At 71.0% G+C, this 19,891-nt stretch carries 17 protein-coding genes and 1 tRNA gene; 6 read left to right on the forward strand and 12 right to left on the reverse strand.

Translation table 11 applies throughout. The features are described 5' to 3' along the window. Positions 1-155 precede the first annotated feature (155 nt). From ACFWOG_RS22695 to dnaA, 12 genes are all read right to left on the reverse strand, one after another. Entirely contained in the window at positions 156-284 is a 129-nt protein-coding gene (locus ACFWOG_RS22695; protein ID WP_014137031.1) for a DLW-39 family protein, read from the reverse strand. A 278-nt stretch (positions 285-562) separates the two neighbouring features. Beyond that, positions 563-886, reverse strand: a complete 324-nt coding sequence (locus ACFWOG_RS22700) for a DUF6191 domain-containing protein (RefSeq protein WP_329949608.1) — start codon at positions 884-886, stop codon at positions 563-565. A gap of 139 nt (positions 887-1,025) precedes the next feature. Beyond that, a tRNA-Ile gene (locus tag ACFWOG_RS22705) sits at positions 1,026-1,102 on the reverse strand. A 16-nt stretch (positions 1,103-1,118) separates the two neighbouring features. After that, the gene (locus tag ACFWOG_RS22710) at positions 1,119-2,510 is read right to left on the reverse strand and encodes a cyclopropane-fatty-acyl-phospholipid synthase family protein (protein ID WP_329949607.1); all 1,392 of its coding nucleotides are present in this window, start codon (positions 2,508-2,510) and stop codon (positions 1,119-1,121) included. A gap of 272 nt (positions 2,511-2,782) precedes the next feature. Next, positions 2,783-3,529, reverse strand: coding sequence for a DUF3566 domain-containing protein (locus ACFWOG_RS22715; RefSeq protein WP_329884796.1), 747 nt, complete (start codon positions 3,527-3,529; stop codon positions 2,783-2,785). A gap of 152 nt (positions 3,530-3,681) precedes the next feature. Then, the gene (gyrA, locus tag ACFWOG_RS22720) at positions 3,682-6,294 is read right to left on the reverse strand and encodes a DNA gyrase subunit A (RefSeq protein ID WP_329884797.1); all 2,613 of its coding nucleotides are present in this window, start codon (positions 6,292-6,294) and stop codon (positions 3,682-3,684) included. Between the two features lie 56 nt (positions 6,295-6,350). Further along, positions 6,351-8,375, reverse strand: a complete 2,025-nt coding sequence (gene gyrB, locus ACFWOG_RS22725) for a DNA topoisomerase (ATP-hydrolyzing) subunit B (RefSeq protein ID WP_329884798.1) — start codon at positions 8,373-8,375, stop codon at positions 6,351-6,353. A 248-nt stretch (positions 8,376-8,623) separates the two neighbouring features. Beyond that, positions 8,624-9,163 (reverse strand): DciA family protein, encoded by a 540-nt coding sequence (locus ACFWOG_RS22730; RefSeq protein ID WP_329884799.1) that lies wholly within the window; start codon positions 9,161-9,163, stop codon positions 8,624-8,626. A gap of 125 nt (positions 9,164-9,288) precedes the next feature. After that, entirely contained in the window at positions 9,289-10,422 is a 1,134-nt protein-coding gene (recF, locus tag ACFWOG_RS22735; protein ID WP_329884800.1) for a DNA replication/repair protein RecF, read from the reverse strand. 65 nt (positions 10,423-10,487) lie between these two features. Further along, the gene (gene gnd, locus ACFWOG_RS22740) at positions 10,488-11,363 is read right to left on the reverse strand and encodes a phosphogluconate dehydrogenase (NAD(+)-dependent, decarboxylating) (protein ID WP_329949605.1); all 876 of its coding nucleotides are present in this window, start codon (positions 11,361-11,363) and stop codon (positions 10,488-10,490) included. Between the two features lie 156 nt (positions 11,364-11,519). Further along, positions 11,520-12,650 (reverse strand): DNA polymerase III subunit beta, encoded by a 1,131-nt coding sequence (gene dnaN / locus ACFWOG_RS22745; RefSeq protein ID WP_329884802.1) that lies wholly within the window; start codon positions 12,648-12,650, stop codon positions 11,520-11,522. A 984-nt stretch (positions 12,651-13,634) separates the two neighbouring features. Continuing rightward, a complete protein-coding gene (gene dnaA / locus ACFWOG_RS22750; protein ID WP_380360623.1) occupies positions 13,635-15,521 on the reverse strand; it encodes a chromosomal replication initiator protein DnaA in 1,887 nt (628 codons plus the stop codon). 441 nt (positions 15,522-15,962) lie between these two features. Here dnaA and rpmH point away from each other — a divergent pair, with 441 nt between their 5' ends. From rpmH to rsmG, 6 genes are all read left to right on the forward strand, one after another. Beyond that, positions 15,963-16,100 carry a 50S ribosomal protein L34 gene (rpmH, locus tag ACFWOG_RS22755; protein WP_030392420.1) on the forward strand — a complete coding sequence of 46 codons (138 nt, stop codon included), beginning with the start codon at positions 15,963-15,965 and terminating at the stop codon, positions 16,098-16,100. An 18-nt stretch (positions 16,101-16,118) separates the two neighbouring features. Next, positions 16,119-16,547 carry a ribonuclease P protein component gene (gene rnpA / locus ACFWOG_RS22760; RefSeq protein WP_329884804.1) on the forward strand — a complete coding sequence of 143 codons (429 nt, stop codon included), beginning with the start codon at positions 16,119-16,121 and terminating at the stop codon, positions 16,545-16,547. Next, entirely contained in the window at positions 16,544-16,915 is a 372-nt protein-coding gene (gene yidD, locus ACFWOG_RS22765) for a membrane protein insertion efficiency factor YidD (RefSeq protein WP_329884805.1), read from the forward strand. The genes rnpA and yidD overlap by 4 nt, the downstream gene beginning before the upstream one ends. Continuing rightward, positions 16,912-18,060, forward strand: coding sequence for a membrane protein insertase YidC (gene yidC, locus ACFWOG_RS22770; protein WP_380360626.1), 1,149 nt, complete (start codon positions 16,912-16,914; stop codon positions 18,058-18,060). The genes yidD and yidC overlap by 4 nt, the downstream gene beginning before the upstream one ends. A gap of 85 nt (positions 18,061-18,145) precedes the next feature. Then, a complete protein-coding gene (locus ACFWOG_RS22775) occupies positions 18,146-18,676 on the forward strand; it encodes a R3H domain-containing nucleic acid-binding protein (RefSeq protein ID WP_329884807.1) in 531 nt (176 codons plus the stop codon). A gap of 178 nt (positions 18,677-18,854) precedes the next feature. Further along, a complete protein-coding gene (gene rsmG / locus ACFWOG_RS22780) occupies positions 18,855-19,697 on the forward strand; it encodes a 16S rRNA (guanine(527)-N(7))-methyltransferase RsmG (protein WP_329884808.1) in 843 nt (280 codons plus the stop codon). Positions 19,698-19,891 lie beyond the last annotated feature (194 nt).

A 19,891-nucleotide genomic window follows, 5' to 3' on the forward strand; every position in this document is an offset into this window, starting at 1 on the left:
CGGGGCCGGGCCCCCCCCCCCCCCCCGGCCCCCCCCCCCCGGGCGGGGGGGGTGGTTACCGCCGGGGGGGGCGGGCCCCCCGCCCCCCCCCCCCCGGACCGGGAGGCGCCGTGCGACGCCCCCGAAGATCGTCGATCGTCAGATCGTCGGCGTCCTCAGCGACCGGCCGGGACCGGGTCGGTGGCCTCGGTCCACAGGTCCTGCTCGGCGCGGTCCGCCTGGACCTGACGGTAGACAAAGAAGCCGCCGAGGGCGACCAGGGCGACCAGGAGAAGCTTCTTCACCGCGGGACCTCGTCCTTCTTGCGTTGGCGGACTCAGTAGCCGTGCACCGACCGGGTTCGATCGGGCCGACGAGTCCATGATTCCTTACGAGCACGAAAGGGCGGTCGGGTTGGCAGACTGCCCTTGCGGCCGATGATACACACCGGTGTCCCAATCGTGACCAGCCACCGCTGCTCCAACCGACCCGTCCGGTCGGAGGATTGACGCCACACCTCCTGTCGTACGGTCGGCCCGGCCCCGAACCCCCGCAGAGCCCCCCTGGAGCCCCCTCGAAGCCGTCACGGTTCCTGCCCACGGGAGGGGGGCACCACGACCGCCACACCGGCCGCCAGATCCACCCTGGTCCGGGGCGGCGCACCCTCGCCCTCCTCGTCGCGCAGCATCAGCGAGCTCTGCCGTTCGTCCAGCTGGTGCTGCTTGCCGGCCGCGAACTGCGCGTGCAGCTGCTCGAAGCCGGTCGCCGAGATCTGCCCCTCGCGACCCGTCCCCCGCCAGGGCACCAGACGCGACTTCCGCGCCTTCAGCGCCAACTGGTCGACGAAGGCCAGCGCCGCCAGGGCGCAGACCAGGCCGGGGATGCTCATCGCCCAGAACACCGCCATCACGCCACCGTCTCTCCACCGGGTGCCGCCCGCCGACGGGCGGTCCTCACCCGTACAACCCCCGGACGGCGCCCGCGGTTCCACCTCCGGAGCACGAGAACGCCGAAGGGCCCGGAGCGATGCTCCGGGCCCTTCGCGGTGGTGGGGCTAACAGGACTTGAACCTGTGGCCTCTTCCTTATCAGGGAAGCGCTCTAACCGTCTGAGCTATAGCCCCTTGCCGCACTGAAAGATTAGCGGACCGATCGCCGATCCCCCAAATCCGATTCACCCGGGGCAGCGGCAGGGGTTCCCGGGACGGGCTGGTGGGGGGCGGTACCGGAGGAGCGCAGCCACTCCTCGCGGGTGGCCGCCAGGCCGGCCGAACCGCCGGCGGTCGTGCGGACGGCGAGGATCTGGTTGACGCCGATCCGGTTCTCCTCGAAGGCCAGCGCGGAGGCCGCCATGTACAACCGCCAGACCCGCGCGCGGCCCCGGCCGACCAGCCGGACCGCCTCCGTCCAGTGCGCCTCCAGGTTGGCCACCCACTCACGCAGGGTCAGCCCGTAGTGCTCGCGCAGCGACTCGACGTCGCGCACCTCGAAGCCGGCCTCCTCCAGCAGGGAGACCGTGGGACCGACCGGGGAGAGCTCGCCGTCGGGGAAGACGTAGCGGTCGATGAACGGGCTCGGACGGTACGGCTCGCCGGGGACGTCGGGGCGGCGGGCGATCTGGTGGTTGAGGAGCCGGCCGCCGGGCACCAGCAGCCGGTAGAGGCCCTCGGCGTAGGCGCGGTACTGCGCGGCGCCGACGTGCTCGGCCATCCCGACGCTGGAGATCGCGTCGAACGGGCCGTCCGGGATCTCCCGGTAGTCCTGGAGACGGATCTCCACCCGGTCGGCCAGACCGGCCTCCTCGACCCGCTGCCGGGCCAGCGCGACCTGTTCGGCGGAGATGGAGACGCCGACCGCCGTCACGCCGTAGTGCCGGGCCGCGTGCAGCACCAGCGAGCCCCAGCCGGAGCCGACGTCCAGCAGCCGCATCCCCGGCCGCAGGCCGAGCTTGCGGCAGATGAGGTCCAGCTTCGCCTCCTGGGCCGCCTCCAGGCTCCTGGCGGCGGGCTCCCAGTACGCGCAGGAGTACACCAGCGACGGGCCCAGGACCAGCGCGTAGAAGTCGTTGCCGACGTCGTAGTGGTGGCTGATCGACGCCCGGTCCCGGCTCCGGCTGTGCAGCCGTCCCGCCGGGCGGGCCTCCTCCGGCGGCGGCACGGGGCGGGGCCCCAGCGCGCCGGCCCGCAACAGGGCGCCCGCCGCCCGGCGGCCCTTGACGCCCACGACCTCGGCCGGGCCGAACCGCAGCCGGCGGATCTCGGGGCGCTCGACGAAGTGGGCGACGTCGCGCAGCACCTCGTAGAGGTCGGTGCCGGGGGCGACCTCCAGGTCCCCCGAGACGTAGGCGCGGACCAGGCCCAGTTCGCCGGGCTGCCAGAGCAGGTGGCGCAGCGCCCGGCGGTTGCGAAGGACCAGCGTGGGCGCCCCCGGCGGCCCCGCGACGCTGCCGTCCCATGCCTGGATCCGCAGCGGTACCGAGACCCCGAGCAGCCCGTCCAGGGCCTCGACCAGTCGCCGTGCGAGCTCCGCCATCGTGCGCCTCCGTCCTGCCGTACCTGCGCAGCCGTACCGGACCCGGCCGGTGGGACCGGGGAGGCCTGTGGCGGTCGGAACTCGGAACGAGCGCGTCCAGCTAAGCCCACCGCGACGGAGGCCGATTCGGACGGCACGCCGCGGGGACCGGCTGTCACCCGGATGCCGACGGGCCCCGCAGGCTGCAACAGCCTGCGGGGCCCGTTCATTTCCGTCCGCGGACGAAGATCCGTCCGTGCGGCGGCAGCTGACCCGGGATCACTCCCGGAGGGTCAGTCCTCCTCGGCGAGGGTCAGCTCGATGCCGCCGGTGAAGCCGGCCGCCGCGTTGTAGATGAACGCGGAGAGCGTGGACAGTGCGGTCAGCAGCACCACGTCGACCACGGCGATCAGCGAGGTGAAGGTCATCACCTTGCCGAAGCCGACGTAGTCCATCAGGTTCAGGCCGCCGCCGTTGTTCTCCGAGGCCGTGATGTCCTTCAGGGTCTTGGCCAGCGAGTCGAAGACGCCGAGCGAGTCCAGCGTCATCCACAGCACGGCCGCGGCCACGATGATGATGATCCCGACCGCCAGCGACAGCAGGAAGCTGACCTTCATCACCGACCACGGGTCGGCCTTGGTCACGCGCAACCGGGCCTTCCTGGTCCGGCCGCCCAGGCCGCCGACCGGCGCCGCCGCCGGAGCGGCGGGTCGGCGGGGGCCCGCGGCGGGCGTCCCGCCGGGCGGCGTGTTGCCGCCGCCGACCCGGGTGCCCCGGGGCGGGGTCGGCTGCCCCTTGGCGTAGGTGGTCGGCTGCGAGAACCCCGACCCTCCCGCCGGAGCGCCCGGCGGGGGCGGCGGGGCCTGCTGGCCGCCGTAGGTCGCCCCGCCCTGTCCCGCCGCGCCGACCGGGGGCATCAGCGAGGTGGACGCGGAGGGGTGTTCGGCCGGCGGCTGCGGCACCCCGTAGCCCCCGCCGCCCTGTGCTGCGCCCGGACGGCCGCCGGTGGCTCCTCCCGCAGCACCCGTGGCTCCACTCACTGGTCCTCCCGCACTTCCCACCAGGGCGGCGACACCGCCCTGCGTCGTCACTCGTCATCCAGCGCCCGGCGGGATTGCCCGGTACTGGTCGGCCGGCCGGTCCCCACGCGCCGTCTCACGGGCGCGTCGGTACCGGCCGACACGGTACGAGGTCAGGCCTCGGCGGTCTCCCCGCCCGGCGCCGTCTCCGTACCTTCGGCCACCTCGGTGGACTCGATGGCCGCCACCTCGTCCTCCGCCGACTCATCGTCCTCGGCCTCCGCTTCCGCGTTGCGGGCCATGCCCACCACCGCGTCGCGCTTTCCGAGGTTGATCAGTTGGACGCCCATGGTGTCACGTCCGGTTTCACGAACCTCGGAAACCCTTGTGCGGATCACTCCACCGGACAGTGTGATCGCCATGATCTCGTCGCTCTCGTCGACGACCAGCGCGCCGACCAGCGAGCCCCGGCCCTCGACGATCTTCGCCGCCTTGGTGCCGTAGCCGCCACGTCCCTGGACACGGTACTCGTCCACGCCCGTCCGCTTGGCGTACCCGCCGTCGGTGGCGGTGAAGACGTACGTCCCCGGCCGGACCACGTTCATCGAGAGCAGTTCGTCGTCCTCGCGGAAGGCCATGCCCTTGACGCCGGACGTGGCGCGCCCGGTGGACCGGAGCGCGTCGTCGGTCGCGGTGAAGCGGATCGACTGGGCCTTCTTGGAGACCAGCAGCAGGTCGTCCTCGGCGGAGACCAGCTCGGCGCCGATCAGCTCGTCGTCCCGGCCCTCCTCGTCCTGCCGCAGGTTGATCGCGATCAGGCCGCCGGAGCGCGGGGAGTCGTAGTCCTTCAGCAGCGTCTTCTTCACCAGGCCGGCCCGGGTGGCGAGGACCAGGTACGGCTTGTCCTCGTAGGTCCGGACGGCCATCACCTGGGCGATCTGCTCGTCCGGCTGGAAGGCCAGCAGGTTGGCCACGTGCTGGCCGCGGGCGTCGCGCCCGGCGTCCGGCAGCTCGTAGCCCTTGGCGCGGTAGACCCGGCCCTTGTTGGTGAAGAACAGGATCCAGTTGTGGGTCGTCGTCACGAAGAAGTGGTCGACGAGGTCGTCCTGCTTCAGCTGGGCACCGCGGACGCCCTTGCCGCCGCGCTTCTGCGAGCGGTAGAGGTCGGAGCGGGTCCGCTTGACGTAGCCGCCACGGGTGATCGTGACGACGATGTCCTCCTCGGCGATGAGGTCCTCGATGGAGAGGTCGCCGTCGGACGGGATGAGGGTCGAACGCCGCTCGTCGCCGTACTTCTCGACGATCGCGGTGAGCTCCTCCGAGATGATCTCGCGCTGACGGGTCGGCGAGGCCAGGATCGCGTTGTACTCGTCGATCTTGCGCTGCAGCTCGTCGTGCTCGTCCATGATCCGGCGGCGCTCCAGGGCGGCCAGCCGGCGGAGCTGCATCTCCAGGATCGCGTTGGCCTGGAGCTCGTCGATGTCGAGCAGGGCCATCAGACCGCTGCGGGCGGCGTCGGCGCTCTCCGAGGCGCGGATGAGCGCGATCACCTCGTCGATCATGTCCAGGGCCTTGAGCAGGGCGCGCAGGATGTGCGCGCGCTCCTCGGCCTTGCGCAGCCGGAAGGTGGTGCGCCGGACGATGACCTCGACCTGGTGGTTGACCCAGTGCCGGATGAAGGCGTCGAGCGAGAGCGTGCGCGGCACGCCGTCGACCAGGGCCAGCATGTTGGCGCCGAAGTTGGTCTGCAGGTCGGTGTGCTTGTAGAGGTTGTTCAGCACGACCTTGGCGACGGCGTCGCGCTTGAGCACGACCACCAGGCGCTGGCCGGTGCGCGAGGAGGACTCGTCGCGGACGTCGGCGATGCCGGCGACCCTGCCGTCCTTGACCAGGTCGGCGATCTTCAGGGCGAGGTTGTCCGGGTTGACCTGGTAGGGCAGCTCGGTGATCACCAGGCACTGGCGGCCCTGGATCTCCTCGACCTCGACCACGGCGCGCATGGTGATCGAGCCGCGACCGGTGCGGTGCGCCTCCTCGATCCCGCGGCGGCCGACGATCAGGGCACCGGTCGGGAAGTCCGGGCCCTTGATCCGCTCCATCAGCGCTTCCAGCAGCTCCTCGTTGGAAGCCTCCGGGTGCTCCAGCGCCCAGAGTGCGCCGGAGGCCACCTCGCGCAGGTTGTGCGGCGGGATGTTGGTGGCCATGCCGACCGCGATGCCGGTGGCGCCGTTGACCAGCAGGTTGGGGATGCGCGCGGGCAGGACGGTCGGCTCCTGCGAGCGGCCGTCGTAGTTGGAGGCGAAGTCGACGGTCTCCTCGTCGATGTCGCGCATCATCTCCATGGCCAGCGGCATCATCTTGCACTCGGTGTAGCGCATGGCCGCGGCCGGGTCGTTGCCCGGGGAGCCGAAGTTGCCGTTGCCGTCCACCAGCGGCATCCGCAGCGACCACGGCTGGGCCAGGCGGACCACGGTGTCGTAGATCGAGGTGTCGCCGTGCGGGTGGTAGTTGCCCATGACGTCGCCGACGACGCGGGCGCACTTGTAGTAGCCCTTCTCGGGGCGGTACCCGCCGTCGTACATCGCGTAGAGCACGCGGCGGTGCACCGGCTTGAGGCCGTCGCGCACCTCGGGCAGCGCTCGGCTCACGATGACGCTCATCGCGTAGTCGAGGTACGAGCGCTGCATCTCGGTCTCGAGCTCGACCGGCTCGATCCGCAGGGTGATCGCGGAGGCGACCTCGGGGGTCTCGGGCTGCTCGCCTTCGGGACGGTTGTCGTCGACCACTGGTGGTCAGTTTCCTTTCACGCGGACTGGATACGTGCGGGGCCTGGGTGCAGGCGTCACACGTCCAGGAAGCGGACGTCCTTGGCGTTGCGCTGGATGAAGGAGCGGCGGGCCTCGACGTCCTCGCCCATCAGGACGGAGAACAACTCGTCGGCACGGGCTGCGTCCTCCAGGGTGACCTGGAGGAGCAGGCGGTGGGCCTGGTCCATGGTGGTGATCCGGAGCTCCTCGGCGTTCATCTCGCCGAGACCCTTGAACCGCTGGATCGCGTCGTCCTTCGGCAGGCGGCGGCCGGCGGCCACGCCCGCCGCGATCACGGCGTCGCGCTCGCGGTCGGAGTAGACATACTCGAAGTCGTCCTTGCCCCACTTGATCTTGTACAGCGGGGGCATCGCCAGGTACACGTAGCCGGACTCGACCAGCGGCCGCATGAAGCGGAACAGCAGGGTGAGCAGCAGCGTCCGGATGTGCTGACCGTCGACGTCGGCGTCGGCCATCAGAACGATCTTGTGGTACCGGAGCTTGGACTCGTCGTAGTCCTCCTGGATGCCGCAGCCGAAGGCCGAGATCAGCGCCTGGACCTCGGTGTTCTGCAGCACCTTGTCGATCCGGGCCTTCTCGACGTTCAGGATCTTGCCGCGGATCGGCAGGATGGCCTGGATCCGCGGGTCGCGGCCCTGCTTGGCCGAGCCGCCGGCGGAGTCACCCTCGACGATGAAGATCTCGCACTCGGACGGGTCCTTGGACTGGCAGTCGCTCAGCTTGCCGGGCAGCGAGGCGGACTCCAGCAGGCCCTTGCGGCGCGTGAGGTCGCGCGCCTTGCGGGCGGCGACGCGCGCGGTGGCGGCCTGGATGGACTTGCGGATGATGTCCGAAGCCTCGTTGGGGTTGCGGTCCAGCCAGTCGTTGAGGTGCTCGTGGACCACCTTCTGAACGAAGGTCTTCGCCTCGGTGTTGCCCAGCTTGTCCTTGGTCTGGCCCTCGAACTGCGGCTCGCCGAGCTTGACCGAGATGATCGCGGTCAGGCCCTCGCGGATGTCCTCGCCGGAGAGGTTGTCGTCCTTCTCCCGGAGCAGCTTCTTGTCCCGCGCGTAGCGGTTGACCAGGCCGGTCAGCGCCGCGCGGAAGCCCTCCTCGTGGGTGCCGCCGCCGTGGGTGTGGATGGTGTTGGCGAAGGAGTAGACCCCCTCGGTGTACGAGGAGTTCCACTGCATGGCGATCTCCACCGAGATCGTCTTGTCCTTGTCCTCCGCCTCGAAGTCGATCACCGAGGGGTGGATCACGTCGCCCTTGCGGGAGTTGAGGTGGGCGACGAAGTCGGCGATGCCGCCGTCGTACTTGTAGGTGACGGAGAGCGGCTTGCCCTCCTCGTCGACGTGCTCGGGGCGCTCGTCGGTGAGCGAGATGGTCAGGCCCTTGTTGAGGAACGCCATCTCCTGGAAGCGCCGGGAGAGCGTCTCGAAGGAGTAGACCGTGGTCTCGAAGATGTCCGGGTCGGCCCAGAAGGTGACCGTCGTGCCGGTCCGGTCGGTGGCCTCGCCCTTGACCAGCGCCGCGGTCGGGGCGCCCATCTTGTAGTCCTGGGTCCAGCGGTGGCCGTCCCGGTCGATCTCCACCGCGAGCCGGGTGGAGAGCGCGTTCACCACGGAGACGCCGACGCCGTGCAGACCGCCGGAGACCGCGTAGCCGCCGCCGCCGAACTTGCCGCCCGCGTGCAGGACGGTGAGCACGACCTCGACGGCCGGCTTCTCCTGCCCGGGGACGATGTCCACCGGGATACCCCGGCCGTTGTCGACCACCCGGACCGCGCCGTCGGCGAGGAGCATGACGTCGATGGTGTCCGCGTACCCGGCCATCGCCTCGTCGACGGAGTTGTCCACGACCTCCTGCACCAGGTGGTGCAGGCCGCGCTCACCGGTCGAGCCGATGTACATGCCGGGACGCTTGCGGACGGCGTCGAGGCCCTCCAGCACCTGGATGTTGCTGCCGGTGTAGGAAGCCTGGTCGGTCTGGTCTGGGGTCTGGCTGGGGTTGCCGGAATCGGCCACGAAGCGCCCTCTCTGGCACAGCTCGGGCCGCATCCCCACCCCGTGCGGGCGGGCGTGCGACCACGGCGTTTCGACTCGGTTGCCACTAGCAACAGTGTTTGGCTCTCAGTCTACCGGTACGACTGACAGAGATGGGCGTTTGGCAGCCTCTGAGGGCAGATACGCCGCCCTGAATCCCCTCTGCACATGTCCCGATACTCGCCCCGGGGGCTGAGAGCGCCTGGAAGGGCCGTCAGGGGTTCCGGAAGATCCGAGTCCGCTCGGCCCCGGGCCGGCCGGGGTCAGCCCCAGGTGTCGCCCGGCCCCTTGCTGCCCGGAGCGCGCAGCCGGCCGTAACCGCGGACCGGGGCGGCCGGACCCAGCACCTTGATGGTCCGGACCGTGCCGTGACCCAGCTCGTGATTCAGACGGGCCACCAACTGCCTTGCCAGCCATCGGAGTTGGGTCGCCCATGCGGTGGAGTCGCACTGCACGGTGAGAACCGCGGCCTCGTCGTCGTAGGACGTGGGGGTGCAGTGCGCGGCGATGTCCGGGCCGACGATCTGCGGCCACCGGCCCATCACGCCGCCGACGGCCGCCGAGGACTCCCAGCCGCGCTCGGTCAGCAGCCGGTTCAGTGCCGCCCCCAGCGGCACCGGGTCACGGCCGTCCGAGCGGGCCCCGCTGCGCAGACCGTGCCGCTTCGCCTCGCGCTTCTCGCGGACCTGCTCGCCGCGCTGGCGGGCCTGCGCCCGGGCCGCCCGCAGCGCCGACCGGGCCAGATCGGCGCCGGTCAGCTCGGCGCCGCCCTGCTGCGGGGAGTCCTGCGCCGGCTCGCTCACGGCGATCTCCTATCCCCAGCCTGTGGACAACGGTCAGCCGTCCAGCGTACGGGAGCGGGAGGGGTCCTCGGGGCGCCCCCGACCGCTGCGGGTGGGGGGATCGGGTGGGGAAACGGTGCCGGAGCTCAGCCGGTGACGCGCTGGACCGCTCCGTCGGCGACCGAGAACCGGACCCCGGCCAGCGCCTTCGGCACGTCCTCGGCGACGGCGGCGGTGACGAGCACCTGCTCGCCGCCGGCCACCAGTTCGGCCAGCCGGTCGCGGCGGGAGGCGTCCAGCTCGGCGAAGACGTCGTCGAGGACGAGCACCGGCTCACCGCCGTCGGCGCGCAGCAGTTCGTACGAGGCCAGCCGGAGCGCCAGCGCGAACGACCAGGACTCGCCGTGGCTGGCGTAGCCCTTGGCGGGCAGCGGACCGAGTCTGAGCACCAGCTCGTCCCGGTGCGGGCCGACCAGGGTGATCCCCCGCTCGACCTCCTGCTTGCGGACCGTCCGCAGGGCCTGGAGCAGCTGTTCCTCGGCCTGCTCGCGACTGCCGGGCAGTTCGCCCTCGAAGGAGCTGCGGTACTCCAGGACCGTCTCGCCGCCACCCGGTGCCAGCTGCCCGTAGGCGGCCGTGACCAGCGGCTGGAGGGCGGCCACCAGCTGGATCCGGAAGGCGGTCAGCTCGGCGCCGGACCGGGCCAGGTGACCGTCCCAGACCTCCAGGGTGGAGAGGTCGGCGCCCTTGCCGCCGCCGGCCCGGCGGGCCATCGCGGCGGTCTTCAGCAGGGCGTTGCGTTGCTTGAGCACCCGCTCGTAGTCCTGCCGGACGCCGGCCAGCCGGGGAGCGCGGGCGGTCAGCAGCTCGTCCAGGAACCGCCGTCGCTCACCGGGGTCGCCCTTCACCAGCGCGAGGTCCTCGGGGGCGAAGAGCACGGTGCGCAGCAGGCCCAGCACGTCGCGCGGCCGGACGTTGTCCGAGCGGTTGATCCGGGCCCGGTTGGCCTTGCCGGGGGTGATCTCCAGCTCGACCAGGGTGGTGCGGGTGCCGGCGACCACGGAGGCGCGCACCACGGCCCGCTCGGCGCCCAGCCTGATCAGCGGGGCGTCGGTGGCGACGCGGTGGCTGCCGAGGGTGGCGAGGTAGCCGACCGCCTCGACCAGGTTGGTCTTGCCCTGGCCGTTGGGACCCACGAACGCCGTCACGCCCGGGTCGAGGGAGACCTCGGCCCGGGCGTAGGAACGGAAGTCGGCGAGCGACAGATGCGCGACGTGCATGACTGTGGACTGCGCTCGCCTTCTGTGGAGAACCCGGTGGGACCACCCGGGTGGGGACTGCGGGACTACTTGGACTCCACCGCGTGGCCGCCGAACTGGTTGCGCAGCGCGGCGATCATCTTCATCTGCGGCGAGTCGTCCTGGCGGGAGGCGAAGCGGGCGAACAGCGACGCGGTGATGGCCGGCAGCGGCACGGCGTGGTCGATCGCCGCCTCGACGGTCCAGCGGCCCTCGCCGGAGTCGGCGGCCCAGCCCTTGAGCTTGGCCAGGTGCTCGTCGTCGTCGAGGGCGCGGACGGCCAGGTCCAGCAGCCAGGAGCGGATCACGGTGCCCTCCTGCCAGCTGCGGAAGACCTCGCGGACGTCGGTGACCTCGGGGGCCGCCTCCAGCAGCTCCCAGCCCTCGGCGAAGGCCTGCATCATCGCGTACTCGATGCCGTTGTGGACCATCTTGGCGAAGTGGCCGGCGCCGACCGCACCCGCGTGCACGGAGCCGAAGTCGCCCTCGGGCTTGAGCGCGTCGAAGACGGGCTGGACCTTCGCGACGTGCTCGGCCTGGCCGCCGTACATCAGCGCGTAGCCGTTCTCCAGGCCCCAGACGCCGCCGGAGACGCCGCAGTCGACGAAGCCGATCTCCTTGGCGGCGAGCGCCTCGGCGTGCTTGACGTCGTCGGTCCAGCGGGAGTTCCCGCCGTCCACCACCACGTCGCCGGGGGAGAGCAGCTCGGCCAGCTCGTCCACGGTGGCCTGGGTCGCGGCACCCGCCGGGACCATGACCCAGACGACGCGCGGGGCCTGGAGCTTGGAGACCAGCTCCTGAAGGCTCTCGACGTCGGAGATGTCGGGGTTGCGGTCGTAGCCGATGACGGTGTGGCCGGCGCGGCGGATCCGCTCGCGCATGTTGCCGCCCATCTTGCCGAGACCGATGAGGCCGAGCTCCATGACCTAATCCTTACCTGTGGTGACGTCCCTGCGGGCGGCGCCGTTGCCGCGCCTCCCCGAGCCTACGTGCTGAAGCGCGGAGGCCTCCCCGCGGTCGGGCCGACCGGGGGAGACTTCCACAGGTTTGTTCACAGGGCTGTGGGTGACGGCCCGGCGTCAGCCGGAGAGGCGGACCGGCATGATCAGGTACTGGTAGGCCTCGTCCGCCTCGGCGTCCACCGAGGCCTTGCCGCTGAGCAGCGCGGGCTTGGTCGGGGTGGTGAAGCTCAGCTGGGCGTAGGCGGAGTCGATGGCCTTGAGGCCCTCCTCCAGGTAGCCCGGGTTGAAGGCGATCGAGATGGCGTCGCCCTCCAGGGAGGCGTCGATCCGCTCGGTGGCCTGCGCGTCGTCGCCCGAGCCGGCCTCCAGCGTGAGCACGCCCTCCTCGAAGTTCAGCCGGACCGGGGTGTTGCGCTCGGCGACCAGCGAGACGCGCTTGAGCGCCTCCAGGAAGGGCTGCGTCTGGATCGCCGCGATCGCGTTGAACTCGGTCGGGAAGAGGCTGCGGTACTTCGGGAACTCGCCCTCCAGCAGGCGGGTCGTGGTCCGCCGGCCGGCACCCTCGAAGCCGATCAGACCCTCGCCGGCGCCGCCGGAGGAGAGGGCGATCGAGACGGTGTCGCCGCTGCCCAGGGACTTGGCGATGTCCTGCAGGGTCTTCGCCGGCACCAGGGCGACCGCGGAGATGTCGGACTGCTCGGGCTTCCACAGCAGCTCGCGGACGGCGAAGCGGTAGCGGTCGGTGGCGGCCAGGGTGATCCGGTCGCCCTCGATCTCGACCCGCACACCGGTGAGCACCGGCAGGGTGTCGTCGCGGCCCGCGGCCACGGCGGCCTGGCTCACCGCGGAGGCGAAGACGTCGCCGGAGACGGTGCCGGTCGCCGTCGGCATCTGGGGCAGGGCGGGGTACTCGTCCACCGGGAGGGTGGGGAGGGTGAACCGCGAGCTGCCGCAGACCACGCTGACCCGCTGGCCGTCGGTGGAGAACTCCACGGGCCTGTTGGGCAGGTTCCGCGAGATGTCGTTCAGCAGCCGGCCGGAGACCAGCACGGTGCCGGCCTCCTCGATGTCGGCCTCCAGCCCGACCCGGGCCGAGACCTCGTAGTCGAAGCCGGACAGGGCCAGGCTGCCGTCCTGTGCCGTCAGCAGCAGGCCCGCCAGCACCGGCACCGGCGGCCGTGCCGGGAGGCTGCGGGCCGCCCAGGCCACCGCCTCCGCGAGGACGTCACGCTCCACCCGGAACTTCACCGGTAACCGCCTCCTGGATCGAGCGCTCCCGCTCGCACGTCTGGTTCTTCTGATCTTGGTCTTCGGTCCGCCTGGCCGCCGAGCTCTGCCGCTCCGTGTCCAGTCGCCGAGGACAGTCTGACGTACTCCACCGACAGACGGGGCAGACGGGCGGAAGCAAGTCGAACGGATGTCGGTGAGCGGTTGTCCACAGATTTCGGCCCCACCCACTTTTGAGCTCATCGAACGGTCTATAGGTGTAGTGGTAGTAGTAGGGCCTGTGGAAACCGTGGATAACCCTGTTTGCGCAGGTCAGACCAGGTTTTTTGTCCACAGGGGGTGTGGACCGGGCCTGTGGACGAGCAGGCCCCGCTGTGGACGGCGGAGCGTTACCCACAGGGCACGCTGAGTATCCACAGGTTATCCCCAGCTCCGTCCCCAGATCCGGGCCCGGTTATCCACGGGCCCCGGTCAACATTTCGTGACGCCTTTCACACCTGGGCGTGAACGGCTGCGGAAGGTTGTCGAACTGTGGACACGCCTGTGGACAACCTGGGGATAACCGGGGCTCTCCTGGGGACAACCGGTGGACAACCCGGATGGCCTACTGACGGGCCGACAATTGTCCACAGGCTGTGGACAACGGTTGTGCACAAGTCCACAGGCACCTGACCTGCGCGGAAGAGCGTAGCGGTGGCGGGCCTGTGGAGGAATTCTGGATAACTCACGGCTCCCGGGCCTGTGGACGACGGGAACCCGGTCCGGCCTGTGGATTCCGGCCCTGCGCGCCCGGGGTGTTCGAATCCCTGGTCAGATGTTCGGCGCGGGCTGTGGACTGGCGGTGCATCCGTCGCAGGACATGCCTGCCCCGTCGGAGGCCCGCGCACACCTCGAACATGCCGAAAGGGCGTCAGGATCGCTCCTGACGCCCTTTTCCGGCCACCTGCGGCCGCCACTGCCACTGCCGGGCCCGCCCCGGCGGACGGGCCCGTGCGGCGGCTCCGGCTAGCTCTTGATGCGGTTGGTGAGTTCGGTGACCTGGTTGTAGATCGAGCGCCGCTCGGCCATCAGCGACCGGATCTTGCGGTCGGCGTGCATCACCGTGGTGTGGTCGCGACCGCCGAACTGCGCGCCGATCTTCGGCAGCGAGAGGTCGGTGAGCTCCCGGCACAGGTACATCGCGATCTGACGGGCCGTCACCAGTACGCGGCTGCGGGAGGATCCGCAGAGGTCGTCCACACCCAGCCCGAAGTAGGCGGCGGTCTGCTGCATGATGACCTGCGCGGTGATCTCCGGCCCCGCGTCCTCGTCGCCGCCCGGGATGAGGTCCTTGAGGACGATGCCGGCCAGCTCCAGGTCGACCGGCGCCCGGTTGAGGTTGGCGAAGGCGGTGACCCGGATCAACGCGCCCTCCAACTCCCGGATGTTCCGGGTGATCCGGGACGCGATGAACTCCAACACGTCCGCGGGGGCGTTCAGTTGCTCCTGGATCGCCTTCTTGCGCAGGATCGCGATGCGGGTCTCCAGCTCCGGCGGGGTGACGTCGGTGATCAGCCCCCACTCGAAGCGGTTGCGGAGCCGGTCCTCCAGCGTGGTCAGCAACTTGGGCGGCCGGTCGGAGGAGAGGACGATCTGCTTGTTGGCGTTGTGCAGGGTGTTGAAGGTGTGGAAGAACTCCTCCTGCGTGGACTCCTTGCTCGCCAGGAACTGCACGTCGTCCACGAGCAGGATGTCCATGTCCCGGTACCGCTTGCGGAAGGTGTCCGCCTTGCCGTCCCGGATCGAGTTGATGAACTCGTTGGTGAACTCCTCCGAGGACACGTAGCGCACCCGGGTGCCCGGGAAGAGGCTGCGGGAGTAGTGCCCGATGGCGTGCAGCAGGTGGGTCTTGCCCAGTCCGGACTCGCCGTAGATGAAGAGCGGGTTGTACGCCTTGGCCGGAGCCTCGGCGACGGCCACCGCGGCCGCGTGCGCGAACCGGTTGCTCGCGCCGATGACGAAGGTGTCGAAGAGGTACTTGGGGTTCAGCCGGGCGGCCGGCTCGTCCTTGCGGGAGCCCCCTGCCGGGGGACCGCCGGGCGGGGCCGGCACCCCGGGCACCGCCTGGCGGTCGGTGGCGCGCTCGGCGCCGCGGTCGGTCGGGGCCTTCTCCGCCGAGCGTCCGCCGGGCGGGCGGCCCGTGGGGGCGCGGCGGCCGGAGCCGGTCCGCGGGTGCTCGCCGGGGCCGGGGCCGTACGCGCCGCCGAACAGGTCGCCCTGCGTGGTCGAGGGCGGCCCGGGCACGGCGGGGCGGGGCGAGGGGCGCTGGGACTCCGCCTGGCGGTAGTCGTCCCGGTAGTCCTCGCGGTACTCCGGGGACGGCTCGGGGTAGCCGGAGCGCCCCTGCTCCTCGTCCCAGTCCTGCTGCCGGGACGGCACGCCGTACCCGCCCCCGGCCCCGCCGCCGTACGAGGGCGCCGGGTGCTCGGGGTAGCCGCCGCCGTACTGGTCGTGGCCGTACTGGTCGCGGCCGTGGTCCGACTCGTAGGGGCGCTCGTACGCGGGCCGTCCGTAGTCGGCGCCGCCGGTCTGCGGGGGGTACGGCTCGGAGGCCGGCGGCTCGGCCGGCACGGGGAAGGGGGCCACGGCGTTGGCGTCGACCATCACGGCGATCCGGACCGGACGGCTGAGCTCGCGGCTGAGGGCCTCGGTCAGCTGCGGGAGCAGCCGACCCTCCAGCACCTGCTTGGCCCGCTCGTTGGGGGTCGCCAGCAGGGCGGTGTCGTGCATCATCCACATCGGTTGGGTGCGCTGCACCCACTGCTTGTCCATCTCCCCGACGTCCGGGTCGCCGACCAGCCGCTCGACGACCCTTGCCCAGACAGGGACGAGGTCGCTGTTGACATCAGCCACTGGTGCACGCTTTCTCGGTTCCCCGCGGCTCCAGCAGGGGTGGTGGATCAAGGATCTGTGGATCGTGGTCCGTTACCGAAGAACAAACCAGACAAGTCCTGCAACGGTAGTCAGCGAACAGAGCCGGATCAAGTCGTTGTCCACAGGCTGTGGGCAAAGGGCGGGGCGGACGCCCCGGGAGGGGCGCGGACAAGCGGCTGGTTTGACCCTCGTGCCCCGTCCCGCGTACCGTAACCAGGTCGAGTTGTCGATGGCCGCTGCCGCATGTCCGCGGGTCCACCCGCTCCATAAGGCGCGCAGCACGGGCGCCGTGGATTGCCCAGAACCCCAGCCGAACTGGGGTGATGGGCCGGATTTCCGAATCAGGGGAGATCACGCGGACGCACGGTGACGGCCAAGCGATCTACCCGTCATCCTACGATTCACCTCAGGAGCCCCCGAGTGAGCAAGCGCACCTTCCAGCCGAACAACCGTCGTCGCGCCAAGACCCACGGCTTCCGGCTGCGTATGCGTACCCGCGCCGGCCGCGCCATCCTGGCTGCCCGCCGTGGCAAGGGCCGCACCAGCCTGTCCGCCTGATCCGCACCAGAGTCTGTTGTGCTGCCCTCCGAGAATCGGCTGCGGCGGCGCCAGGACTTCGCGACCGCAGTCAAACGCGGTCGCCGGGCCGGTAGGCCCCTACTGGTCGTCCATCTCGCCAGAGAGGACGCCCAGGGGGGCCGGACCGACCGGGCCAGCGACTCCCACCCGCACGTCGCCGAGGGGACCCCTTCGGCGCGTGCGGGTTTCGTCGTGAGCAAGGCCGTTGGCCCGGCGGTCATCCGCAACCTGGTCAAGCGCCGGCTGCGCCACCTTGTGCGTGATCGTCTGTCCCGGCTGCCCGCCGGTAGCCTGATAGTGGTGCGTGCGCTGCCCCAAGCCGCGTCCGCCTCGTACCAGGAGCTCGAACGCGACCTGGACGCGGCGCTCAAACGGCTGCTCAAGGCCGAGCACGCCGTTGCGGCGCCGACGGGAGCAGGGCGATGAAGTACCTGCTGATGGGTTTGATCAGGGTCTACCAGTGGACCATCAGCCCACTGCTCGGTCCGGTCTGCCGCTACTACCCCTCCTGCTCGCACTACGGCTACGAGGCCGTGAAGGTGCACGGGGCGGTGAAGGGCGGCGGCCTGACCGCGTGGCGCATCCTGCGTTGCAATCCGTGGACGCCCGGTGGGGTCGACCATGTTCCGCCGCGCAGGCACCCGGTATGGCACCGCCGGTTGCGCGACCTGCTGAAGAGCCGGTCCGCCGCAGACCAGCCGGTGATCATGCCCCCCGCCGGTCCGGACCCAGAGGGCCCGGCGACCATTGGCCCCGTGGGGCCAATCCCAATGTCCAAGGAGCCTGACCGGTGACCTTCTCCTTCCTCAACCCCCTGTACACAGCGGTGTCCTGGATCATCGTCCAGTTCCACTCGCTGTACAGCCACGTTTTCGATCCGAACGGTGGCTGGGCCTGGGGTCTGGCCATCGCCTCGATGGTGGTCGTCATCCGGATCTGCCTGATCCCGCTCTTCGTGAAGCAGATCAAGGCGACCCGGGCCATGCAGGCGATCCAGCCGAAGATGAAGGCCATCCAGGAGCGGTACAAGAACGACCGCCAGCGCCAGTCCGAAGAGATGATGAAGCTGTACAAGGAGGCGGGTACCAACCCGTTCTCCAGCTGCCTTCCCATCCTCGTGCAGGCGCCGTTCTTCACCGCGCTCTACGGCGTGCTCGCCAAGGTCGCCGACGGCAAGCCGATCGGGGTCATCGACGGCACCCTGCTCAACAGCGCCCAGCAGGCCCACATCTTCGGTGCCCCGCTCTCGGCCACCTTCGTGGGCAGCCCCGAGGTCAGCGTCAAGATCGTCGTCGCAGTGATGATCATCCTGATGTCGCTGTCGCAGTTCGTCACCCAGCGCCAGCTGATGACGAAGAACATGGACCTCACGGTCAAGACGCCGTTCATGCAGCAGCAGAAGATGCTGATGTACGTCTTCCCGATCATGTTCGCCGTGATGGGCATCAACTTCCCCGTCGGTGTGCTCGTCTACTGGCTGACCACCAACGTCTGGTCGATGGGCCAGCAGCTGATCGTCATCCGGAACAACCCGACGCCGGGCAGCAAGGCCTGGGACGAGCGCCAGGACCGCCTCAAGAAGGCGGGCCGGCTGAACCCGGACGGCTCGGTCATCACCGGTCCGCTGTGGGGCCTCCTGCCGGCCAAGAAGTCCGCCGCGACCGCCGACGCCGTGGTCGAGGAGTCGGTGCAGGTACGCCGCCAGCAGCCGCGGAAGCAGACCAAGTCGCAGCGCCAGCACGCTGCCCCGACGACCAGCCTCACCAAGGACGCCCCCGCGGAGACGCCGGCGCAGGAGCCCTCGGACGCCGCCCCGGCGGACACGCCGCCGGCCGCTGCCAAGCAGACCGCGGCCCGGCCCGCCGGCGCCAGGTCGGGCCCCGCCCGGCAGCAGCCGAAGCGCGGCGGCGGCGGGCAGCGGCCGAAGAAGAAGTCCTGACCCGTCCGGCCCCGGCCTGTTCCAGCGGTCCCCCGAACCTCGTTACCGGCCCACCACCCGGGCCCATCTCCGAAGGAGTCCATCAGTGACGGAAGGCACCACCTCCGCCGTCGAGGCCGAGGCCGTCGCCAGCACCGACGAGAACGTCGTCGCCCGGCTGGAGCAGGAGGGCGACATCGCGGCGGACTACCTGGAGGGTCTGCTCGACATCGCCGACCTCGACGGTGACATCGACATGGACGTCGAGGGCGATCGCGCCCTGGTCTCCATCGTCGGCGAAGGCAACGACCGTTCCCTGCAGCGTCTGGTCGGCCAGGACGGCGAGGTGCTGGAGGCACTGCAGGAGCTGACCCGGTTGGCCGTCCACCGGGAGACCGGCGAGCGCAGCCGCCTGATGCTGGACATCGCCGGGTTCCGGGCCCGCAAGCGCGAGGAGCTGGCCGAGCTCGGGGCCAAGGCCGCGGAGCAGGTGAAGGGCTCGGGGGAGCAGGTCAAGCTGCGTCCCATGACGCCGTTCGAGCGCAAGGTCGTCCACGACGCGGTCGCCGCGGCAGGTCTGCGCAGCGAGTCCGAGGGCGAGGAGCCCCAGCGGTGCGTGGTCGTGCTGCCGGTCTGACCGGCAGGTCGACGACCGGCTGCCTCGGCGGCCGGCACGCTTCAGAGGACTCGACCCCGTCCGCCGTGCGCGGACGGGGTCGTCGTCCCTTCGCGGGGCGTTGGTCCGGCGAAAGATGTTTCACGTGAAACGGTGTGCGGAGAGCGGGTCGGTGGATCCGGGGAGCGGAGAGGTCGAGATGGACACGGAGAGCGCGGCTGCCGGCGGGCCGGAGACGGGTGCCGGAGTGCCGGGTGCCGAGGGCACGGCCGCCGGGGATCGTCCGGCCCCCGCGGCGCCGCCCGCGCCGCCGGCCGTGGCCCGGGAGGTCTTCGGCGAGCGGTACGACGCCGCGGTCCGCTACACCGAGCTGCTGGCCAGTGCGGGCGTCACCCGTGGGCTGATCGGCCCGCGGGAGGTGCCCCGGCTCTGGGACCGCCACGTACTGAACTGCGCCGTCCTCGCCGAGCTGCTGCCGGGCGGGACGACGCTCTGCGACGTCGGCTCCGGCGCCGGCCTGCCGGGCATCCCGGTGGCGCTCGCCCGTCCGGACGTCTCGGTGACGCTGCTGGAGCCGCTGCTGCGCCGGACCACCTTCCTGGAGGAGGTCGTCCGTGAGCTGGGCCTGGAGAACGTCACGGTGCTGCGCGGCAGGGCCGAGGAGATGGTCGGCAAGCTCGCGGTGGACGTGGTGACCGCCCGGGCGGTCGCTCCGCTGGAGCGGCTGGCGGGCTGGGGCCTGCCGCTGCTCCGCCCGCACGGCCAGATGCTGGCGCTCAAGGGCGACAGCGCCGAGCAGGAGCTGGCGGACTCGCGGGCCGGCCTGGCCAAGCTGGGCGCGGTCGAGTGGTCGGTGATCTCGGTCGGTGAGGGCACCCTGGAGACCTCGACCCGGGTGGTCCAGGTCAAGGCGGGGGAGAGCCCCGGTGGCGTGCGGGCGGCGACCCGTCGGGCCAAGGCGGCGGCCAGGGCCGGCCGTGCCGGCGCCGGTGCGGCGCGTACCGGTGAGCGGCCCCGGGGCGGTCGGCGCCGGAGCCGCTGACCCCGGAGTGACGCTCGACACGGGCGGGTGGCCACCGGCCGCCCGCCCGTTCGGCTTCCCGGTGACGGCCGGGCGGCCGACAGGAGACTGCCGGAACACCGGAGTGTCGCACCGTCAGAAATCCGACATTGCGGGCATGGTGTTTCACGTGAAACGTCGCTCTCTCCTCTCGGGAATCCTCTCTCGCAGCCGGG

It is taken from the genome of Kitasatospora sp. NPDC058406 (genome assembly GCF_042722765.1).
Lineage (GTDB): Bacteria > Actinomycetota > Actinomycetes > Streptomycetales > Streptomycetaceae > Kitasatospora.

Bases quoted from the DNA above. Each gene is read 5' to 3' on its own strand.
- ACFWOG_RS22700 (WP_329949608.1), bottom strand. From the start codon at position 886: ATGGCGGTGTTCTGGGCGATGAGCATCCCCGGCCTGGTCTGCGCCCTG.
- ACFWOG_RS22710 (WP_329949607.1), bottom strand. From the start codon at position 2,510: ATGGCGGAGCTCGCACGGCGACTGGTCGAGGCCCTGGACGGGCTGCTC.
- gyrB (WP_329884798.1), bottom strand. From the start codon at position 8,375: ATGCGGCCCGAGCTGTGCCAGAGAGGGCGCTTCGTGGCCGATTCCGGC.
- recF (WP_329884800.1), bottom strand. From the start codon at position 10,422: ATGCACGTCGCGCATCTGTCGCTCGCCGACTTCCGTTCCTACGCCCGG.
- gnd (WP_329949605.1), bottom strand. From the start codon at position 11,363: ATGGAGCTCGGCCTCATCGGTCTCGGCAAGATGGGCGGCAACATGCGC.
- yidD (WP_329884805.1), top strand. From the start codon at position 16,544: ATGAAGTACCTGCTGATGGGTTTGATCAGGGTCTACCAGTGGACCATC.
- rsmG (WP_329884808.1), top strand. From the start codon at position 18,855: ATGGACACGGAGAGCGCGGCTGCCGGCGGGCCGGAGACGGGTGCCGGA.